Source organism: Calidithermus roseus (assembly GCF_003574095.1).
Lineage (GTDB): Bacteria > Deinococcota > Deinococci > Deinococcales > Thermaceae > Calidithermus > Calidithermus roseus.
The window spans coordinates 1-16693 of the sequence record NZ_QWLA01000027.1; the positions used below are offsets into that span (position 1 = coordinate 1).

General features: G+C 64.7%; 18 protein-coding genes, 1 tRNA gene and 1 other RNA gene. 8 read left to right on the forward strand and 12 right to left on the reverse strand.

Annotated elements, in window-relative coordinates:
- On the reverse strand, positions 1-847 hold an 847-nt coding region (locus Mrose_RS08260; protein WP_119277273.1), incomplete at its 3' end, for a type I phosphomannose isomerase catalytic subunit.
- Positions 848-978: 131 nt separating this feature from the next.
- Here Mrose_RS08260 and Mrose_RS08265 point away from each other — a divergent pair.
- The gene (locus tag Mrose_RS08265) at positions 979-1611 is read left to right on the forward strand and encodes a metallophosphoesterase (protein WP_119277275.1); all 633 of its coding nucleotides are present in this window, start codon (positions 979-981) and stop codon (positions 1609-1611) included.
- On the opposite strand, the gene moaC is transcribed toward Mrose_RS08265, so the two are convergent.
- From moaC to Mrose_RS08280, 3 genes are all read right to left on the reverse strand, one after another.
- Positions 1608-2084, reverse strand: coding sequence for a cyclic pyranopterin monophosphate synthase MoaC (gene moaC / locus Mrose_RS08270; RefSeq protein WP_119277276.1), 477 nt, complete (start codon positions 2082-2084; stop codon positions 1608-1610). The genes Mrose_RS08265 and moaC overlap by 4 nt on opposite strands.
- 71 nt (positions 2085-2155) lie before the next feature.
- Positions 2156-2953: an ABC transporter permease gene (locus Mrose_RS08275; RefSeq protein ID WP_119277278.1), complete on the reverse strand. Its 798-nt coding sequence runs from the start codon at positions 2951-2953 to the stop codon at positions 2156-2158.
- Positions 2946-3860 carry an ABC transporter ATP-binding protein gene (locus Mrose_RS08280; RefSeq protein WP_119277280.1) on the reverse strand — a complete coding sequence of 305 codons (915 nt, stop codon included), beginning with the start codon at positions 3858-3860 and terminating at the stop codon, positions 2946-2948. The genes Mrose_RS08275 and Mrose_RS08280 overlap by 8 nt, the downstream gene beginning before the upstream one ends.
- Before the next feature lie 102 nt (positions 3861-3962).
- Here Mrose_RS08280 and ffs point away from each other — a divergent pair.
- An RNA gene (ffs, locus tag Mrose_RS08285) (signal recognition particle sRNA small type) lies at positions 3963-4062 on the forward strand.
- Positions 4063-4128: 66 nt separating this feature from the next.
- Here the strand turns inward: ffs and Mrose_RS08290 are convergent.
- The 3 genes from Mrose_RS08290 to carB all read right to left on the reverse strand — a co-directional run bounded on the left by Mrose_RS08290 (position 4129) and on the right by carB (position 8216).
- On the reverse strand, positions 4129-4782 hold the full coding sequence (locus tag Mrose_RS08290) for a phosphoribosyltransferase (RefSeq protein WP_119277338.1): 654 nt from the start codon (positions 4780-4782) through the stop codon (positions 4129-4131).
- Between the two features lie 5 nt (positions 4783-4787).
- Positions 4788-4967 (reverse strand): hypothetical protein, encoded by a 180-nt coding sequence (locus Mrose_RS08295; protein ID WP_119277281.1) that lies wholly within the window; start codon positions 4965-4967, stop codon positions 4788-4790.
- Between the two features lie 168 nt (positions 4968-5135).
- Positions 5136-8216 (reverse strand): carbamoyl-phosphate synthase large subunit, encoded by a 3081-nt coding sequence (gene carB / locus Mrose_RS08300; RefSeq protein WP_119277283.1) that lies wholly within the window; start codon positions 8214-8216, stop codon positions 5136-5138.
- 200 nt (positions 8217-8416) lie between these two features.
- Between carB and Mrose_RS08305 the strand changes: the two genes are divergently transcribed.
- The gene (locus Mrose_RS08305) at positions 8417-8704 is read left to right on the forward strand and encodes a rhodanese-like domain-containing protein (RefSeq protein ID WP_119277285.1); all 288 of its coding nucleotides are present in this window, start codon (positions 8417-8419) and stop codon (positions 8702-8704) included.
- 37 nt (positions 8705-8741) lie between these two features.
- Here the strand turns inward: Mrose_RS08305 and Mrose_RS08310 are convergent, their stop codons facing one another.
- On the reverse strand, positions 8742-9602 hold the full coding sequence (locus Mrose_RS08310) for a sulfurtransferase (RefSeq protein WP_119277340.1): 861 nt from the start codon (positions 9600-9602) through the stop codon (positions 8742-8744).
- A gap of 115 nt (positions 9603-9717) precedes the next feature.
- Between Mrose_RS08310 and Mrose_RS08315 the strand changes: the two genes are divergently transcribed.
- Complete coding sequence (locus Mrose_RS08315) at positions 9718-10215, forward strand: RrF2 family transcriptional regulator (protein WP_119277286.1); 498 nt, start codon at positions 9718-9720, stop codon at positions 10213-10215.
- Positions 10216-10294: 79 nt separating this feature from the next.
- On the opposite strand, the gene Mrose_RS08320 is transcribed toward Mrose_RS08315, so the two are convergent.
- Entirely contained in the window at positions 10295-10921 is a 627-nt protein-coding gene (locus Mrose_RS08320) for a sensor histidine kinase (protein WP_119277342.1), read from the reverse strand.
- Here Mrose_RS08320 and Mrose_RS19630 point away from each other — a divergent pair.
- From Mrose_RS19630 to Mrose_RS08335, 4 genes are all read left to right on the forward strand, one after another.
- Positions 10920-11045: a hypothetical protein gene (locus Mrose_RS19630; protein ID WP_275052657.1), complete on the forward strand. Its 126-nt coding sequence runs from the start codon at positions 10920-10922 to the stop codon at positions 11043-11045. The genes Mrose_RS08320 and Mrose_RS19630 overlap by 2 nt on opposite strands.
- A gap of 114 nt (positions 11046-11159) precedes the next feature.
- Entirely contained in the window at positions 11160-11513 is a 354-nt protein-coding gene (locus tag Mrose_RS08325; protein WP_119277344.1) for a response regulator transcription factor, read from the forward strand.
- Positions 11514-12650 carry a HEAT repeat domain-containing protein gene (locus Mrose_RS08330; protein ID WP_119277288.1) on the forward strand — a complete coding sequence of 379 codons (1137 nt, stop codon included), beginning with the start codon at positions 11514-11516 and terminating at the stop codon, positions 12648-12650.
- On the forward strand, positions 12647-14065 hold the full coding sequence (locus Mrose_RS08335) for a glycosyltransferase family 2 protein (protein WP_119277290.1): 1419 nt from the start codon (positions 12647-12649) through the stop codon (positions 14063-14065). Before Mrose_RS08330 ends, Mrose_RS08335 begins: the two co-directional genes overlap by 4 nt.
- An 81-nt stretch (positions 14066-14146) precedes the next feature.
- Here Mrose_RS08335 and Mrose_RS08340 read toward each other — a convergent pair whose 3' ends face one another.
- From Mrose_RS08340 to Mrose_RS08350, 3 genes are all read right to left on the reverse strand, one after another.
- On the reverse strand, positions 14147-15265 hold the full coding sequence (locus Mrose_RS08340; RefSeq protein ID WP_119277292.1) for a zinc-dependent alcohol dehydrogenase: 1119 nt from the start codon (positions 15263-15265) through the stop codon (positions 14147-14149).
- Between the two features lie 82 nt (positions 15266-15347).
- A complete protein-coding gene (locus Mrose_RS08345; RefSeq protein ID WP_119277294.1) occupies positions 15348-16436 on the reverse strand; it encodes a class II aldolase/adducin family protein in 1089 nt (362 codons plus the stop codon).
- Between the two features lie 160 nt (positions 16437-16596).
- A tRNA-Ser gene (locus Mrose_RS08350) sits at positions 16597-16688 on the reverse strand.
- Positions 16689-16693 lie beyond the last annotated feature (5 nt).

Here is a 16693-nt window from a genome sequence, read left to right on the forward strand (position 1 = left end):
CCCCCACCATCAGCGTTTCTCCCCAGCCCAGCCCCATCCCGGACCAAGAAAGCGATCCCTCGATGGGCGTGAGCAGCAAGAAACTCTCTTCAGGAGCTTGCAGCACGTGGCTTCCTCTGAGCGCGTGGCGCTCGAGCACGAAAGCTTGGGAGGCCAGTAGGACGTTACCGCTGGGCTTGAGGTCGGGGATCGGGGTGGGCTCGAGCCTGGAGACCGCCAGGCCCTTCTCCAGGTGCAGCTCGCGGGGCCGCCCGTAGTCGTAGAGGCGATAGGTCAGGTCGGAGCGCTGCTGCACCTCGTAGAGCAGCAACCCCGGCCCCAGGGCGTGGATGGTCCCGGCGGGCACGAACACCACCTGCCCGGCCCGCACCCTCTCCCGGTGTAGCAGTTCCCAAATGCTGCCGTCGAGGGCGGCCTGGCGCAGGGTGGGAACATCGGTAGCGCGGTCCAGGCCGTAGACGATCTCCCCTTCCCCCTCGAGCACGTACCAGGCCTCGGTCTTGCCGTGAAAGCCGGTGTGGGCCTCGACGGTGTGGGCATAGGCATCGTCGGGGTGGACCTGCACCGAAAGCCACTCGGCGGTGTCGAGGAATTTGATCAGCAGGGGCAATTCCAGTCCGTAGCGGGCGAAGGGCACCCGCCCGATGAAGGCTGCGCCCAGTTCCTTGAGCACCTCGGCCAGGGGTCTGCCGGCGAAGGGTCCGACAGACACCAGGTTTTCGTCGTAGGCCAGCCAGCGCTCCCCGATGGGCTGGGGAGAGCCCAGCCCCAGCCGCTGGCCGCCCCACACCCGCGCCACGTCACGGGCGGTGAGGGGTAAGACGGAAATGTCGGCGGCAGTCTCCATACGAGGGGCAGTCTACCGTGATTGGGCTCGAGGGCAGGAATGGGAGATACCTACCCCGCCAAAAAAGCCCGTGCAAATGGCAACAACTGCCCTCAAATTGCTATAAACTGAGACCTAAAGAGACTCAAACCGTGCGAATTCTGGCAATCTCCGATCAGATCCATCCCTTCATCCACCAGGCCCGTTTTCCGGGCAATCTACCGGCCTTCGACCTGGTGCTGGCCGCGGGCGACCTGCCGGGCAGCTACCTGGAGTTCGTCGCCACCAAAGTCGCCGTGCCCGTGGTCTACGTGCACGGCAACCACAAGGAGGAGTACGCGCAGGACTACCTGGGCAACCTCTCCCCACCTGGAGGGGTTTTGCCGGCTCACGGGCGCATCCTCGAGGTAGCCGGGCTGAGGATCGCCGGCTGGGGCGGAGCCCCCCGCTACAACAACCGCGACTTCGGCCAGTACAACGAGGCCGAGGCCAAAACCCGCTTCTACTCCTGGCTCCCCATCCTCGGCCCCCGTCGCCTGCGGCAGGGGCACGCGGTGGACATCCTGCTCACCCACGCCCCGCCCCCAGGCCCCCACGCCGGAGCCGACTTCGCCCACCGCGGATCGCAGGCCCTCGAGCTCTTCCACAAGCTCTACCGCCCGCGTCTGCACGTCCACGGCCACGTCCACCTCTACGAGGCCCAGCCCCAGCGCGAATACGTCACCCCCGAAGGCGTGCGGGTAGTGAATGCCTTCGAGTACACCCTCATCGAGCTCGAGCCCTAAGGCCCGCGCCGCCACTCCCCGGACTTGCCCCCCGACTTGTGCAGCAGGCGCAAATCGGTGATCTCGAGCCCCTTGCTCGCCGCCTTGAGCATGTCGTAGACGGTCAGGGCCGCCACCGCGCAGGCGGTCATGGCCTCCATCTCCACTCCGGTTTCGGCCTTGGTCTTCACCGTCGCGGTGATGTGGATGAGGGCCTGCTCGGGGCGAAACTCGAGCTTTACCTCAGCCGAGGTGATGGGGAGCGGGTGGCACAGCGGGATCAGCTCGCCCGTCTTCTTGGCCGCCATGATGCCCGCCAGTTGGGCCACGCTCAGGGGGTCGCCCTTGCCCACCCCGCCCTCCTCGAGTGCTCGCACCGCCTCGGGGCGCAGCCTGACCGTGGCCTCAGCCGTCGCCGTGCGCAAGGTCGCGGCCTTCTCGCTCACGTCCACCATGCGGGGTTTGCCGTCTTCGAAGTGGGTTAGCTTGCCCATAGCAAGAGCTTAGCGCTGATGGCCGATTGCTCATAGCCAAGCGCAGAGGTGACTCAGCAGTGCGAAGCGCCTCAGACGTCCTTACGCTCGAAGATCAGCCAGGCCAGCACCCCGAAGCCGAAGGTGTAGATGAGCAATAGCGAAAGGCCCAGGGTGATGTCGGTGCCCGAGCGCAGGTAGAGGTCGAGGTAGGTAGTGAGCAAGAAGGGCGTGATGGCCGGGAAAGCCACCAGCAAGCGCATGAGCAGGATGGTGGAGATGGCCGCAAGCGCCGCCGAAGTGGTGCTGAGGAAGATGGTGCAGTAGAGCAGGGCCAAAGCCGCCATGGGCCACAGCACCATCGCACCCAGCACGTGGGCGCGGAAGACCTCGCCGAAGGCAGCCAGGGGCGAAAGCATCCCCACACCTCCAAAGCCGCCCGGCCCCAGCCCGGTTCCGCCGAAAAAGGCCCCCAGCCCGAAGGAGCGGGGGTCGAAGATAGAGGCCACCAGGCTGATCAGCAGCGAGCCCAGCAGGCTCACCATGACCAGCATCAGCGGATAGAACAGCACCGTCAGCAGTTTGGCCAGCACCAGCCTCCAGCGCGGGCTCGGGCGCAGCAACACCGACCTGAGCGTGCCCAGCGAGACCTCGCTGCCCAGCACCTCAGCCGCCGCCATGGCGGTGAGGAAGGGAAAGAGGAAGTCCATGCCGGTGATCAGGGCCAGCGCCGGGACCTGCCAGCCGGAGACCAGCTCGAGCTTGTACGCCTGCCGCAGCCCCGGCGCGAAGGCCCACAAAACCGGCAGCACCAAAGCCGCCGCCAGGCCCAGTTGCACCGAGCGCAGCCGCAAGAGTTTGCCCAGCTCCCAAAGCAGAATCCTAAGCATTCTTGACCCTCTCGCTGTAGTACTCGTACAAGTCGAAGTAGTCGGGCTCGAGGAAGCGCACCTGATAGCCTTCCTTGACCACCGCCGCCAGAGCGTCGTTGGGAGAACCCTCGAACACCACGTCGAGGGTGCGCAGTTCGACGTTTTCCACCCCAGGAACCGACTTCAGGAAGGAGGCCACCATCGAGGGGTTGTCCACCCGCAGGCGGTAGCGCTCGCCCTTGGCGTCGAGCCTGACCTCCTCGAGCAGCCGACCTCCACCCAGGATGCCCACCTTGTCGGCGTAGGCTGAAACCTCGCGCAGGTGGTGGGTAGACAGCAGCACCGCCGTGCCCTCCCAGGCCAGCTCGGCCAGGATTTCGTGCACGCGGGTGATGCCCTGGGGGTCCAGACCGCTGGTGGGCTCGTCGAGGATGAGCACCCTGGGCTTATGCAGGATGGCCGCCGCCAGGCCCAGGCGCTGGCGCTGACCCAGCGAGTAGGTGCCCACCCGCTGGTCGGCCACCGCCAGCAGCTCGAGCCGGGTCAGCACCTCGCGGATGCGAAGCTCGGAGTTGGCGAGCCCGCTCAGGTAAGCCTGCATCTCGAGGTTCTGCCGACCGGTGAGGTGGGGGTAAAAGGCCGCCGGGGCCTCGACCACCGCACCCAGGGCCTTGCGGGCGGCCCATCCCCCCTCGTAGAGGTCATGACTCAGCATGCGCACCGTGCCGCTGGTGGGAAAGGCCAATCCGGTGAGGATGCGGATGAGGGTGGTCTTGCCGCTGCCGTTGGGACCGGCGAGGGCATACACCTCGCCAGGGGCCACCGCGAAGCTCACACCCTCGAGTACCGGCTTGCGCCCGTAACGCTTACCCAGGCCGATGGCCTCGAGGCTCGGGCTGCGGGTTTCAACAAAAGCTGTCGCCACGCCCAACAGTATATGGCCCGGCCTCACATTCTCATCCTTCACCCAGCTTTGAGGTAACGCGCCTTGTCAGATTTCCCTTTTGCCCCTACACTTGACTTCGCGTCCTCGGTCCGACGCGGCGCTCCAGCGTGAACCTGGTCAGGTCCGGAAGGAAGCAGCCATAAGCGCCCCGGAGCGGGTGCCGTCGGGAAGCCGGGGACGCTTTTTGTGTCGCTAGGTAGCCGATAGCCCCCTCGGGGCCATCGGTAGTTTTTGCAATAAGTCCAGCCTATTGCCCCCCCTGAGAACGGCGCAGCAGGTCCTGCACTTCCTCGTCGGAGGTCTGGGGGAATTGCTCGTACCACAGCCCCACCGCCCGAAAAGGCTCAGGCTGACGCAGCGCCTTCACCTCGTCGGCCACCTCGAGTAAGGCCTCGCAGGTATCGGGGGGAGCCACCGGCACCGCCACCACGATCCTCGCAGGGTTCATGGCCCGCACCGCAAGGACTGCCGCCCGCATGCTGGCCCCGGTCGCCAACCCGTCATCCACCAGGATCACGATTTTCCCGCTGAGGTCGGGGAAAGGGCGCTTTCCCCGGTAGGCTTGCTGGCGGCGCTCGAGTTCGGCCCGCTCCCTGCGCTCGACCTGCTCGAGCCTCTGGGGCTCAATCTCCAGTTGCTCGAGCAACTCCTGGTTGACCACCCGCACCCCAGCCGGAGCGATGGCCCCCATGGCCAGCTCCTCGTGCCCCGGCACTCCCAGCTTGCGCACGATCAGCACGTCCAGCGGAGCCCCCAGGGCGCGCGCGACCTCGTAGGCTACCGGCACGCCACCCCTGGGCAGGCCCAGCACCCACACGTCCGGGCGATGGGCATAGCGGCTGAGGCTACGGGCGAGTTCCCGCCCGGCTTCGTAGCGATCCTTGAAGCGCTCGAACTCCATGGCCTTCACCGTGGCTTGAGGCCGCCGCTTCTCAGATCGACCCACACGAACATCAGGCCGCAGGCCAGCCAGAACAGCGCCGTCAGCCAGTGGTGTTCCTTGAAAGCCTCCAGCAGGGCGACCACCAGGAAAAACACGAAGATGGTGAAGTTTGGCCCGATCCAAAGCCCTCGAACACCCTTCATGTCCTCACCAGACTTCTTGCGGAAGCCGTCGATGGTCGATGGCTCACAACCACGTCAGGCACGGTGACTCAGGACAGCCCCTACACACCTTCGCAAGAGGTCTGCTCCCTTATTCCAGGGTAGTGAGCCGGGGTGCGGCCCACAAGATTCTTTTGTCCTCGCCGCCCGCTAGGCCCGTACTTGGTGCCACTCTTGCAGCGAACGCGCCTCGAGCCGACTCGTCCGGACCCGCCGTATGGCCTCCAGGCTCCAGCGGGCGCCCTCGAGGGTGGTGATGAAGGGCCTGCCGCTCTCCACGGCCCGGCGCAGCTCGGGGTGGGCTTCGAGCGAGATCAGGAGGTCGTAGTCGTCGTCCGAGATCTCGAAGCCCGCCGCGCGCCACTCCGCCTCGAGGGCCTGGGCCCCAATCAGGCGGACCTTGCCCGAGAGGGGCAGCTTCTGGTTCACACCCACCTCAGCGCGGTAGTAGGCCAGGTAGGGGTCGGCGTCGATGCCCATGCTCTCGCCCGTCGAGCGCATCTCGGGGCCCAGCACCGGGATCACGCCGGGGAACTTGAGCCAGGGGATGAGCACCTCCTTGACCGAGTAGAAGCCAGGCGTGGGGTCGGCGGTGAAGCCCAGCTCCTCGAGGGTCTTGCCCACCGCGATCAGCGCCGCGTACTTCGCCAGCGGGTGGCCGATGGCCTTGGAGACGAAGGGCACGGTGCGCGAGGCGCGGGGGTTGGCCTCGAGGATGTAGACCACCCCGTCCTTGAGGGCGTACTGCACGTTGATGAGCCCCCTGACCCCCACCGCCAGGGCCAGCTTGCGGGTGTAGGTCTTGACGGTCTCGAGTTGCTCGGACGTGAGGCTCACCGGCGGCAGCACCGTGGCCGAGTCGCCCGAGTGCACCCCGGCCCGCTCGATGTGCTCCATGATGCCCGCCACCACCACCCTGCTCCCGTCGCAGATGGCGTCCACGTCGAGCTCGAGGGCGCCCTCGAGGTACTGGTCCAGCAGGATCGAGGGGCGCTCGGAAAGCGCGGCGTAGATGCCGCTCAGGTACCACTGAAGCTCCTCGGGGCTCCTCACCACCTGCATGGCCCGCCCGCCCAGCACGTAGGAGGGCCGGGCCATCAGTGGGTAGCCGATCTGCTCGGCCAGCCGGAGGGCTTCGTCGGGAGTGCGGGCCACCGCGCCTTTGGGCTGGGGAATGCCCAGCTCAGCACACAGCGCGTTGAACTCGGCGCGGTCCTCGGCCTTATGGATGGCCTCCCACGAAGTGCCCAGCAGCCGCACCCCGGCCTCGGAGAGCTTCCTGGCCAGCTTGAGCGGGGTCTGGCCACCCAGCGTGGCGATGACCCCGATGGGGCGCTCGTGCTCGGTGAGGTTGAGCACGTCCTCCAGCGTCAGGGGCTCGAAGTAGAGCCGGTCGGCGGTGTCGTAGTCGGTGCTCACGGTCTCGGGGTTGGAGTTGACCATGATGGTCTCGTAGCCCGCTTCGCGCAGCGCCCACACCGCGTGCACGGTGGCGTAGTCGAACTCCACCCCCTGCCCGATGCGGATGGGCCCCGAGCCCAGGATCACCACCTTGGGCTTGTCCGTGGGGCGAACCTCGTCCTCGATCTCGTAGGCCGAATAGTGGTAGGGCGTGTAGGCCTCGAACTCAGCCGCGCAGGTGTCCACGGTCTTGTAGACCGGCTTAGCTCCCGCCGCCAGGCGCTCCTTGCGGGCTACCGCCTCCGAGACGCCCACCAGCTCGCCAATGCGGGCGTCGGAGAGGCCCAGCCCCTTGGCGTAGCGCCAGTCCTCGCGGTCTGAAAGCCGCCACTCGCCTAGCCCCAGCGCCCGCTCGGTCTGCACGACCTCCTCGAACTGGTGCAAAAACCAGCGCTCGATGCGGGTGGCCTGGTAGAGTTCGTCGATGCTCGCCCCCCGGCGCAGCAGCTCGAGCACTGCATAAATTCGCGTGGGGCTGGGGTAGAGCCTGGCCCACAGCTCGGCGTCGGTGAGGTGGGCAAACTCCGCGCGCACGTCGGCCTCGAGGCTCCTCACCGCCTTGCCGAAGGCTTCCTTGAAGGTGCGGCCAATGGCCATCACCTCGCCCACGCTCTTCATCTGGGTGCCCAGCCGGTCGGAGAAGCCGCCGTGGGTATTGGGCAGGGTGCTGAACTTCTCGAAGGCGAAGCGGGGAATCTTGACCACCACGTAGTCAATGCTGGGCTCGAAGGAGGCGGGGGTCTTCTGGGTGATGTCGTTGGGCAGTTCGTCGAGGCGGTAGCCCACCGCCAGCAGCGCGGCGATCTTGGCGATGGGGAAGCCAGTGGCCTTGGAGGCCAGCGCCGAGGAGCGCGAGACGCGGGGGTTCATCTCGATGACGATCATGCGCCCGCTTTTGGGGTCGATGGCGAACTGGATGTTCGAGCCGCCCGTCTCCACCCCGATCTCGCGGATGATGGCCTGGGCCGCGTCGCGCATCTTCTGGTACTCGACGTCGGAGAGGGTCTGGGCCGGGGCCACGGTGATGGAGTCGCCGGTGTGCACGCCCATGGGATCGACGTTCTCGATGGAGGTGATGATCACCACGGTGTCGTTGTGGTCGCGCATGACCTCGAGCTCGAACTCCTTCCAGCCCACGATGCTCTCTTCCACCAGCGCCGAGTGGGTGGGCGAGAGCGAGAGGCCCCGGCTGAGGATCTCGATGAACTCGGCCTCGTCGGCGGCGATACCGCCCCCGGTGCCGCCCAGGGTGAAGCTGGGCCGCACCACCACGGGATAGCCCGTGACGTTGCGGGCGAACTCCAGGCCCTCCTCGAGGCTCGTCACCATCTTGCCGCGCGGCACGTCGAGCCCGATCTTGAGCATGGCCCGCTGGAACTCCTCGCGGTCCTCGCCCTTCTTGATGGCCGCGGCATTGGCCCCGATGAGTTCGACGCCGTATTTCTCGAGGATCCCCTGCTCGTAAAGCTGCATGGCCAGGTTGAGCGCGGTCTGGCCGCCCAGGGTGGGCAGCAGGGCGTCGGGCCGCTCCTTGGCGATGATCTTCTCCAGGAACTCCAGGGTGAGGGGCTCGAGGTAGGTGCCCTCGGCCAGGTCGGGGTCGGTCATGATGGTAGCCGGATTGGAATTGACCAGCACCACCTCGTACCCCACCGAGCGCAGAGCCTTGAGGGCCTGGGTCCCCGAGTAATCGAATTCCGCCGCCTGGCCGATGGTGATGGGGCCAGACCCGATGATCAGGATTTTCTTGATGTCCGTGCGTGCTGGCATCGCGCTCCTTCAGTCTCCAAGCCAAGAGCCTACCACCTTCGGGCAGTTCGCGGCTCCAAGCGCCCATGCTATCCGAATAAAGATGCCAAATTCAAGCATAAAGTAGCCGTTACCGAAGAGCAGGTGACGGGGGCAAGCATATGGGGTTCGGCGCTTTTGCATCTGACCATCCGCCACCGGCTATCGGCTATCCTGAAGGCATGAGGATCCTCAAAGCCGAAATGCTCGAGGCCTTCCTCCAGGAAAACCCCCTGATCGTGGACGTGCGGCCCGAGGCCGAGTATGCGCGGGGCAGCCTCGAGGGGGCCATTCACCTGCCGGTGAAAGCCATTCAGCATGGCGATCACGACCTACCCAAAGACCGCCCAATCCTGCTCATCTGCGAGCGGGGAGCCATGAGCGAGTTGGCCGGGCTCTACCTCGAGGCCGCCGGTTACGAGCAGGTCTACAACCTCGAGGGCGGCCTCCGGGCTCTGAAAAAAGCGTAGGGGCGCACCGCAGTGCGCCCCCGACAGCCCGAAGAGCTTACTCCTCCGGCCCCTTGACAATGGGCACGCCCACGCTGTTGCCCCACTCGGTCCAGCTACCATCGTAGTTCTTGACGTGGGGGTAGCCCAACAGGTGCTTGAGCACGAACCAGCTATGCGACGAGCGCTCGGCGATGCGGCAGTAGGCGATGATGTCCTTGTCCTTCGTCACGCCCTTGGACTCGTAGAGCGCGCGCAGTTCCTCCGCCGATTTGAAGGTGCCATCCGGGTTTACGGTCTGGGCCCAGGGGATGCTCTTGGCCCCTGGGATGTGCCCTCCGCGCAACACCCCCTCCTGCGGGTACTCGGGCATGTGGGTCTTCTCCCCCACGTACTCCGGCACGCTGCGCACGTCCACCAAGGCTCCCTTGCCGTCTTTGACCTTCAGCAGAAACTTGATCACCTCGTCCTTGTAGGCCCGCAGGCTCTCGTCGCGGTACTGCACGCGGTAGGTTCCCTTAGGGTAGGTGGGTTTGTCGGTGGAGAGGGGCTTGTTCTCCTGGGTCCACTTGATACGGCCCCCGTTCATGAGCTTGAGGTTCTTATGGCCGTTGTAGCTCATGAACCAGAAGGCGTAGGCCGCCCACCAGTTGTTCTTGTCGCCGTAGAGCACCACCGTGGTGTCGTTGGAAATCCCCAGGCGCTCCATCAGGGCAGCGAACTCATCGGGACCGATGAACTCCCGCATTACCGGGTCCCAGAAATCCGCCTGCCAGTCAATCTTCTGTGCTCCAGGGACGTGGCCGGTGTCGTAGAGCAGGATGTCTTCGTCCACCTCGAGGATGCGCAAATTGGGGTCGTTGTGGTGCTCGAGCACCCAATCGGTCGAGACCAGAACATCGGGATTGGCGTAACTCATACCCATTCCTCCTGGTTTGAAGCTGAACCGGGCTCGTCAATCGCCAAGGAGCAATCGTAGGCCAACGAGTCCAGCCCTAAGCTAACACAGATTACAAAAGACGTAAACTACTACCATGCGGCTTTCTGCTACCGACATCTACGCCTTCAAGGCACTAGGCTACCTGGGCACCCAACCGCTGGAGCGCTTCGTGGGCAGCGAAGAACTCAGCCGGGCTACGGGAGTGAAGCGAACCTACCTGGTGCGAATCCTGGCCGTTTTGGTAGGGCACGGGCTGGTGGTCTCCAAAAAAGGCATCGGGGGAGGCTACACGCTGCCCAGACCTCCTGAGGAGATCAACCTGCGCGACGTGATGCGGGCCATCGACGGGCCCATAGCCCCCCTGGCCTGCGTGAGCCTGAACTGGCCCAAGACCTGCGTGGAAGAAGCGCGCTGCCACGCCCGCAGCCAGGTCTGGCTGCGGGTGCGCGACGCGGTGCTGGAGACTTTGAGCCAGGTCAGCGTGGCCGACTTAGCCGAAGATTACCGCCGGGGAGTGGATTACAGGGAGTGCCTGGAGCACCTGCTCCATCCCATCGAGCTACTCACCCCGCGCTCGGCTCATGCCAGGTAGAGAGTGCTGGGGCGTGATGGCCAGGGGTCGTACGTCCTACGTCAACATTAAGCGCTCAATCCCGACGATGACCTCTTTCCTACCCACCGTCCGCTCCTTCCAGCGGCAGCTCGAGGTAAAAACGGGCCCCCTGACCCGGCTCCGAAATCACGCCGATGCGGCCTGCGTGGGCTTCCACGATGGCTTTAGAGATATACAAGCCCAACCCTGTTCCACCCACTCCACGCTCCACCGCGGAGTGGGTGCGGCTATAGCGTTGAAACAGGCGGTCCATCTGTTCGGGGGAAATACCCGGCCCGCTGTCTTCGACCTCGAGGCGCACCCACTCGCCCTGTACTCTCGCGCTCAAAGCGACCCGACCCTTTCTGGGCGTGAACTTGAAAGCGTTGGAAAGCAGGTTGCCGACCACCTGGCCGATGCGGTCGGGGTCGACCAGGAGCGGGGGCAGCGGCCTCAGCTCGACCTCGAAGGAGATCTCCGAAAGCCGGGCCACCCCGCCAAACGCGGCGGCGACGTCCCGCAGCATCGGGCTCAGGTCCACCCTGCGCCGGCTGACCTCGAAGCGACCGGACTCGAGGCGGTTGGTGTCGAGCAGGTTGTCCACCATGTTCTTCAGCCGCAGCCCGCTCTCGCGGATGAGTTGCACGAACTCCAGCGACTCGGGATCGAGCCTGGTGTCCTCCATCAACAGCTCGGTGAAACCCATGATGCCCACCAGCAGCGAGAAGCAACTCGAGCTTCAGACCCGCCGCTGCGGCGCCGACGCCTCCTTAAAGCCCTTCTCTCACGAGGAATTGCTGCGCGAAGTCGAGTGGCCGCTCGAGCCCTGAGAGCGAGGGCCACACCGAACCTTCCCTTAACTTGCCAAAGCCTGATCCCGGAGCCAGGGTCATCCTGGCGCATAGCGCCACCCTGATTCAGGTAATCTGGGGGTGGAGGGCACAGTGGCCAGGATCCTAGTCGTCGAGGATGACCCTGTCGCAGCCCGCGTAACCGAACTGCTTCTCCAGCGTGCGGGCCACCAACCTGTTCTGGCGCGGGATTTTCTCTCTGGCAAGGCTGCTTTGGGCGAACCGATGGACGCGGTGATCCTGGATCTCAACTTGCCGGGAGGCAACGGACTGGACTTGCTGCGTCACCTGCGTGAGGAGCTGGGCAGCAACACCGCGGTACTGATCCTCTCGGCCTTGAAGCAGGAAGACATCCTCATCAAAGGCCTCAAGCTCGGAGCCACGGACTTCCTGACCAAGCCCTTCAGCCCGCAAGAACTCATCCTACGCCTGGAACGGTATTTATAGATGTGGCGGCAAGGCGAGTGGGTCTACACGCTCCTGGTGCTGGGCATTCTGCTGGCTGAAGTCTGGGCGCTGGGCCAGATGTCGGTGGTCTTCCTGGGCCGGTTTTTCGAGGGGACCAGCTACCCGCAAGCCTACTCCGCGCTGCTTCAGGGCGTGATCCTGACCGGGTTGAGCCTGCTGCTGCTATCCGGCTACATCCTGCTCTACCACGCCCTGACCACCGCTGCCGAAACGCACATGCGACAGGAAAAAGAGGCCTCGGTCACCCGCTTCACCGAGGCCCTCTTCGGCACGGCGCAGCCACCCCCTCCGCCCTGGTCCAAGCCCACCCTCGAGGCCCTGTTGCAGATGCGCGAAATCCTCAAGGGGGCCGAGGCACAGAAGCTGCAGGAGTGGCTCGAGGCCTACCCCAATCCCTGGGAAGGGCCACTGCGGCGCCGCTTCGCCACGCGGGCCACCCGGCTGAAGGCCCTCGATGCCCTGGCCCAGGCCCGAATTCCTCGGGCTCTGCCCCTGGCCCTGCCGTACCTGCATCACAAAGACCCGCTGCTGCGCCTGGTGGCCGCTCGGACCGTGGCCCGCTCGGCCCCCACTCAAGCGCCGGGAACCCTAGCCCAGGCGCTGCTCAACGCCGATCTACCGCGTGGAGCTTTGCTGGAGGTGCTGCTGCTGCTGGAAGACCGCGCCGTGCCGGTGCTGGAACAGCTTTTATCCAGAGGAAACACCAAGGGGCTTTGGGCGGCTCTGGAAGCCGTCGGACGCCTGCGCCTGCTGGCCCTGGCCAGACGAACCGCCCCCTTCGTGGCCCACTCCAACCCCGAGGTGCAGGCTGCCGCCATGCGGGCCCTCCTCCGCCTGGGTTATCCGCCGGAGGGCCACGCGGATGCGGTGGTTAAAGCGCTGAGAAGCCCTCAGGAATTCCTGCGTATCCACGCGGTGCGGCTGCTGCCGCTGCTGAGGCGAACGGTCGCGGAAAGCGAGCTGTGGAAGCACCTGGGCGACCCCTCTTTCTACGTTCGCCGTGCCGCAGCACAGGCGCTGGCGGAGTTCAACTACGAGCTGCTGCAGCGAGCCGCCCAGGAACACCCTGACCGCTATGGGCAGGAAATGGCCGCCCAGGTTTTGCGGGAGCGATGATGCTGGCTTACTTCTACTTGTATTATCAGGTCTTCGTGCTGGGCTACTTCGCCGTTTTGAACCTGCTGTACGCCTGGTTCTCCCTGGTGGGCCTGAGCATGGTAGCCCGCTACGCCCGTGAGCTCTCCGAACTCGCCCTCAAGGACCTCCTCGAGCGCGAGGCCTACCTGCCAATATCCATCCTGGTGCCTGCTTACAACGAGGAGAAGACCATCGTGGAGTCGGTGCGGTCGTTTCTGGGGCTGCGCTTCCCCGAGTTCGAGGTGGTGGTGATCTCCGACGGCTCCAAAGACCGCACGGTGGAGAAGCTGCACGAAGCCTATGCCCTGGTGGAAGAGCCCGTCGTCTTTCGCAAGGCCATCGATTCCAGGCCGATCCGCACCATCTACCGCTCGCTGCGCTACCCCAACTTGGTGGTGGTGGACAAGGACAACGGGGGCAAGGCCGACGCCCTCAACGCCGGGCTCAACCTCGCGCGCTACCCGCTCTTCTGCGCCGTGGACGCGGACAGCCTGCTGGACGGAGACGCTCTGCTGCGGGCCAGCCGCCTTTTCCTGGAAGACGACACGGTGCTGGCCGTAGGGGGCACGATCCGCCCGCTGAACGGAGCCAGCGTGCAGGGTGGTGTGGTCGAGGCGCTGCGGCTTCCGGGGGGTTTTCTCGAGCGCATGCAGATCGTGGAGTACTCGAGGGCTTTCTTCAGCGGGCGGGCTGGCTGGAGCGCGATAGGCGCCTTGCTGATCATCTCCGGGGCCTTCGGACTGTTCCGCCGCCAAGCCGTGTTGGGCGTCGGGGGTTACCGCACCCACACCGTCGGGGAGGACATGGAACTGGTGGTGCGGCTGCACCGCTCCGCCCGCGAGCGCAAGCAGCCCTATCGCATCGTCTACACCCCCGATCCCATCTGCTACACCGAGGTGCCCACCGACTGGAAGACCCTGCGCAAGCAGCGCAACCGCTGGCACCGGGGTTTGTGGGAGGTGCTGTGGACGCACCGCGCCATGCTCTTCAACCCGCGCTATGGCCGGCTGGGGATGGTGGCCATGCCCTACTTCCTGTTCTTCGAGGCGCTCTCGCCGGTAGTGGAGGTGCTGGGCTACTTGATGCTACCCCTGGCGTACTGGCTGGGGCTGCTCAACCTCGAGTTCGCCCTGCTGTTCTTGCTGCTGGCGCTGGGCTTCGGGGTGCTGCTATCGCACCTGGCCATCGGCATCGAGACCCTGCTGTTCAAGCGCTACGCCAGCTTGTGGGAGCGCCTGCTGCTGCTGGGGATGGGGGTGCTCGAGGTGCTGGGCTATCGGCAACTGCTGGCCCTCGAGCGCTTCGTGGCCAGCTTCCAGGTCTGGCGTAAACGGGGAGTCTGGGGCGAGATGAGGCGCAAGGGCCTGGAATCCCCGCAGGTCAGGGGGCCTTGATGAGGGTATGGGGTGACGGGTTCAGGGGGGCGCAAAGGCCCACTCCTACAAGGGGCGTTTTTGCCCTTGGCTATGGGCGTCCTATTGGGGTTTGAACACCACCTTCACACCCTTGCGGTGACTTGCCGCTTCGATGGCCTGCGGCCAGGCCTCGAGGGCATACGGTTGGCCTACGAGTTGTTCGATGCCTTCAGCCTCCGGTAATAACTGCACAGCCTGAGCAAACTCGTCGCGGTTATAGGTATAGCTTCCAAACAGCCGTATGTCGCGGAACCAATAGGGGGAGAAGTCGTGGAGGGCTTGGCCCGGTGCGCCCAGCAACAATACCCGCCCTCCTTCCTCCACCGCCCAACTGGCCTCCTGCAGGGCCGAGGGGTTACCCGAAGCCTCGACCACCCCGGCAAAGCCCCCACGCCAGGCCGTTGAATTCAGCACACCCCTGTAGCGTTTGGCCCTGGCGAATGCCTGGGCTGCCCTGGTCGAAGGGTGAAGGTAGGTCGCACCCAATGCCCTGGCCAATTCGGCCTGCTTTGCTCGACGGGCTACGACGTGGAGGGGTCCGACAAAGCCCAGTAGCCGGATGGTCTTGATGGCCAGCAGGCCGATGGTCCCAGCTCCAATGACCAGGATTTCCCGCGGCCAGTTCGAAGCCAGGCTCCGCCGGATGCCCCGCAGCACCACCGCCAAAGGCTCAGCGAGCACCGCCCGCTGGTCGGGTATGGCTTCGGCAACGGGGTGAATGCGCCCGCGGTGCACCAGAATCCGCTCGGCCCAGCCACCCGCGAGGTCGCGGCAAAAGCCCACCATTCCCGGTGATAGATCCCCTTCACAGACGTTCTCGCACAGGTGGTCGTCACCGCGGCTACAGGCCGGGCATGGCGGGAGATTGCGCTCGAGACAGCTCAGCAGCGGGTTGACCACCACCCGCACCCCTCCCAACTCGGCCAGGACCTCATGCCCCAGTACCGCCGGGAAGGAAAAAAAAGGAGAGAGCGCGGGAGAGTTTTTGCCATACAACAGCGCCAGGTCGGAGCCGCAAATTCCGCTGAGCCGTACCCTGAGTTGCTCGAACCCCGGCCGCGGTTCGGGTTCGGGAAGGCGGTTCAAGCGGAGCGGCAAGAGCCGTGCGGGGTAACGCTTGCCCAGCACCCGCGCCACCACAAAGCGCGGGATGGAGGGCCAGTAGATCAATGCCTTCATGGGGCTGCTGGCATCTGAGCCTGGGAGCGTTGGTTGGATGGGGTGGGGGTCAGAGACATTTGGATAGCCCTGGGAGCGCCCCTTAGCTCATGGGCACTTGCTTGAGCAGTCGGCCTTCGATGCGCGAGAAGATATCCTCCAGGGTTGGCCCGGTCAGGGTCAGGCCGTGGTTTTTGAGACCCACCACGGCCTGGCTGGGGTCGGGAGCCTCGCGCACTTTCTCGGCTACGGCTTCAGCGAGTTGATACGAACCACACGGGTAGTTGAACTGGGTAGATGGAGCTTCGTCCATCCAGGCGTGAATGTGGATGATGGCTCCCACCGAGGGGTGTTCGCGGTAGATCATCCAGTGCTCAATCGCATCCACCGAAACGCGCCGGGGCGTCACCCCAGGCGGTACTGAAAGCACGATGTCGTTGGTCTGGGGGTCATAGCCTTTGACCAGTAAGAAGTCGCGGCCCACCTCGCGCATACGGCTCTTATCTACCCCAGAAGCCGACATCCAGAAGCGCTGTGCGTCTTTACGGATCGAAAGATTGCCATAAGAAAGCCCTCCGATGCCATAAAGACGTTTAATATGGCGAAGGTCTTCGGGTGAGAGAATCTCCTCCAGGGGGAACGGAGCCGGCAGCAAGTCCCACTCGGCCAGCTTGGCCCCGGCCCAGCTCAGGGCCTGAGTGCAAGAGTCGCCCTGCCAAAGTTCGGGCTCGAGGTCAGCTTCAAAGCGGTTGTTGACCACCAACACACTCGAAGCGATAGGCTGGATACGCCGGTAGAGGCGCTCGACGAAGTCTGGCCCCTCGGGCTCGACATAGTAGCCCAGCTCGAGGGTGAGAAAGTGGGCCTGTTGATCGGGGGTAAGAACCACCAACTGATTGGATAGGGCCCTGACCAAATAGGGATACAAGGTGGAGATGGGCTCGCTAGGAATGGACGAGAGTTCCAATAACGAAACCACCAGCGTGCCTTGAGCCTTACGCCGGTAGGGTTTAGGGGATGCGGGGGTAATGCAATTCAGCACCAAGCGCGGGAATTCCGGAGCTTCCTCATAGCGGTAGCCGTGGGCTTCAAACACCGACTTGAGGGCAGGAAGCAAGTCCGCCAGATTGGGTGAAGGCTGACCGACGATGGTAAAAACAGGGGCTTCAGGCTGAGTTCTCACCTCAATCATAGCCGGTTCGTTCGTAGAGCCTACCATAAGACTGGACGGCTGCCCAAGTTTGACTTTGTCCATTTGTAGCACAGGATGGATAAAGAGAGTCCCAAGCCCCGCCGGCGTGGGGTACAAAGCAATCTCCCCCGGAGAGAACCAGGGGAGATTTTTGCCTTGGTGGCGGAGGGGGAGGGATTCGAACCCTCGATACCCCGCAAGGGATATACCGGTTTTCGAGACCGGCCCATTCAACCACTCTGGCACCCCTCCAGACC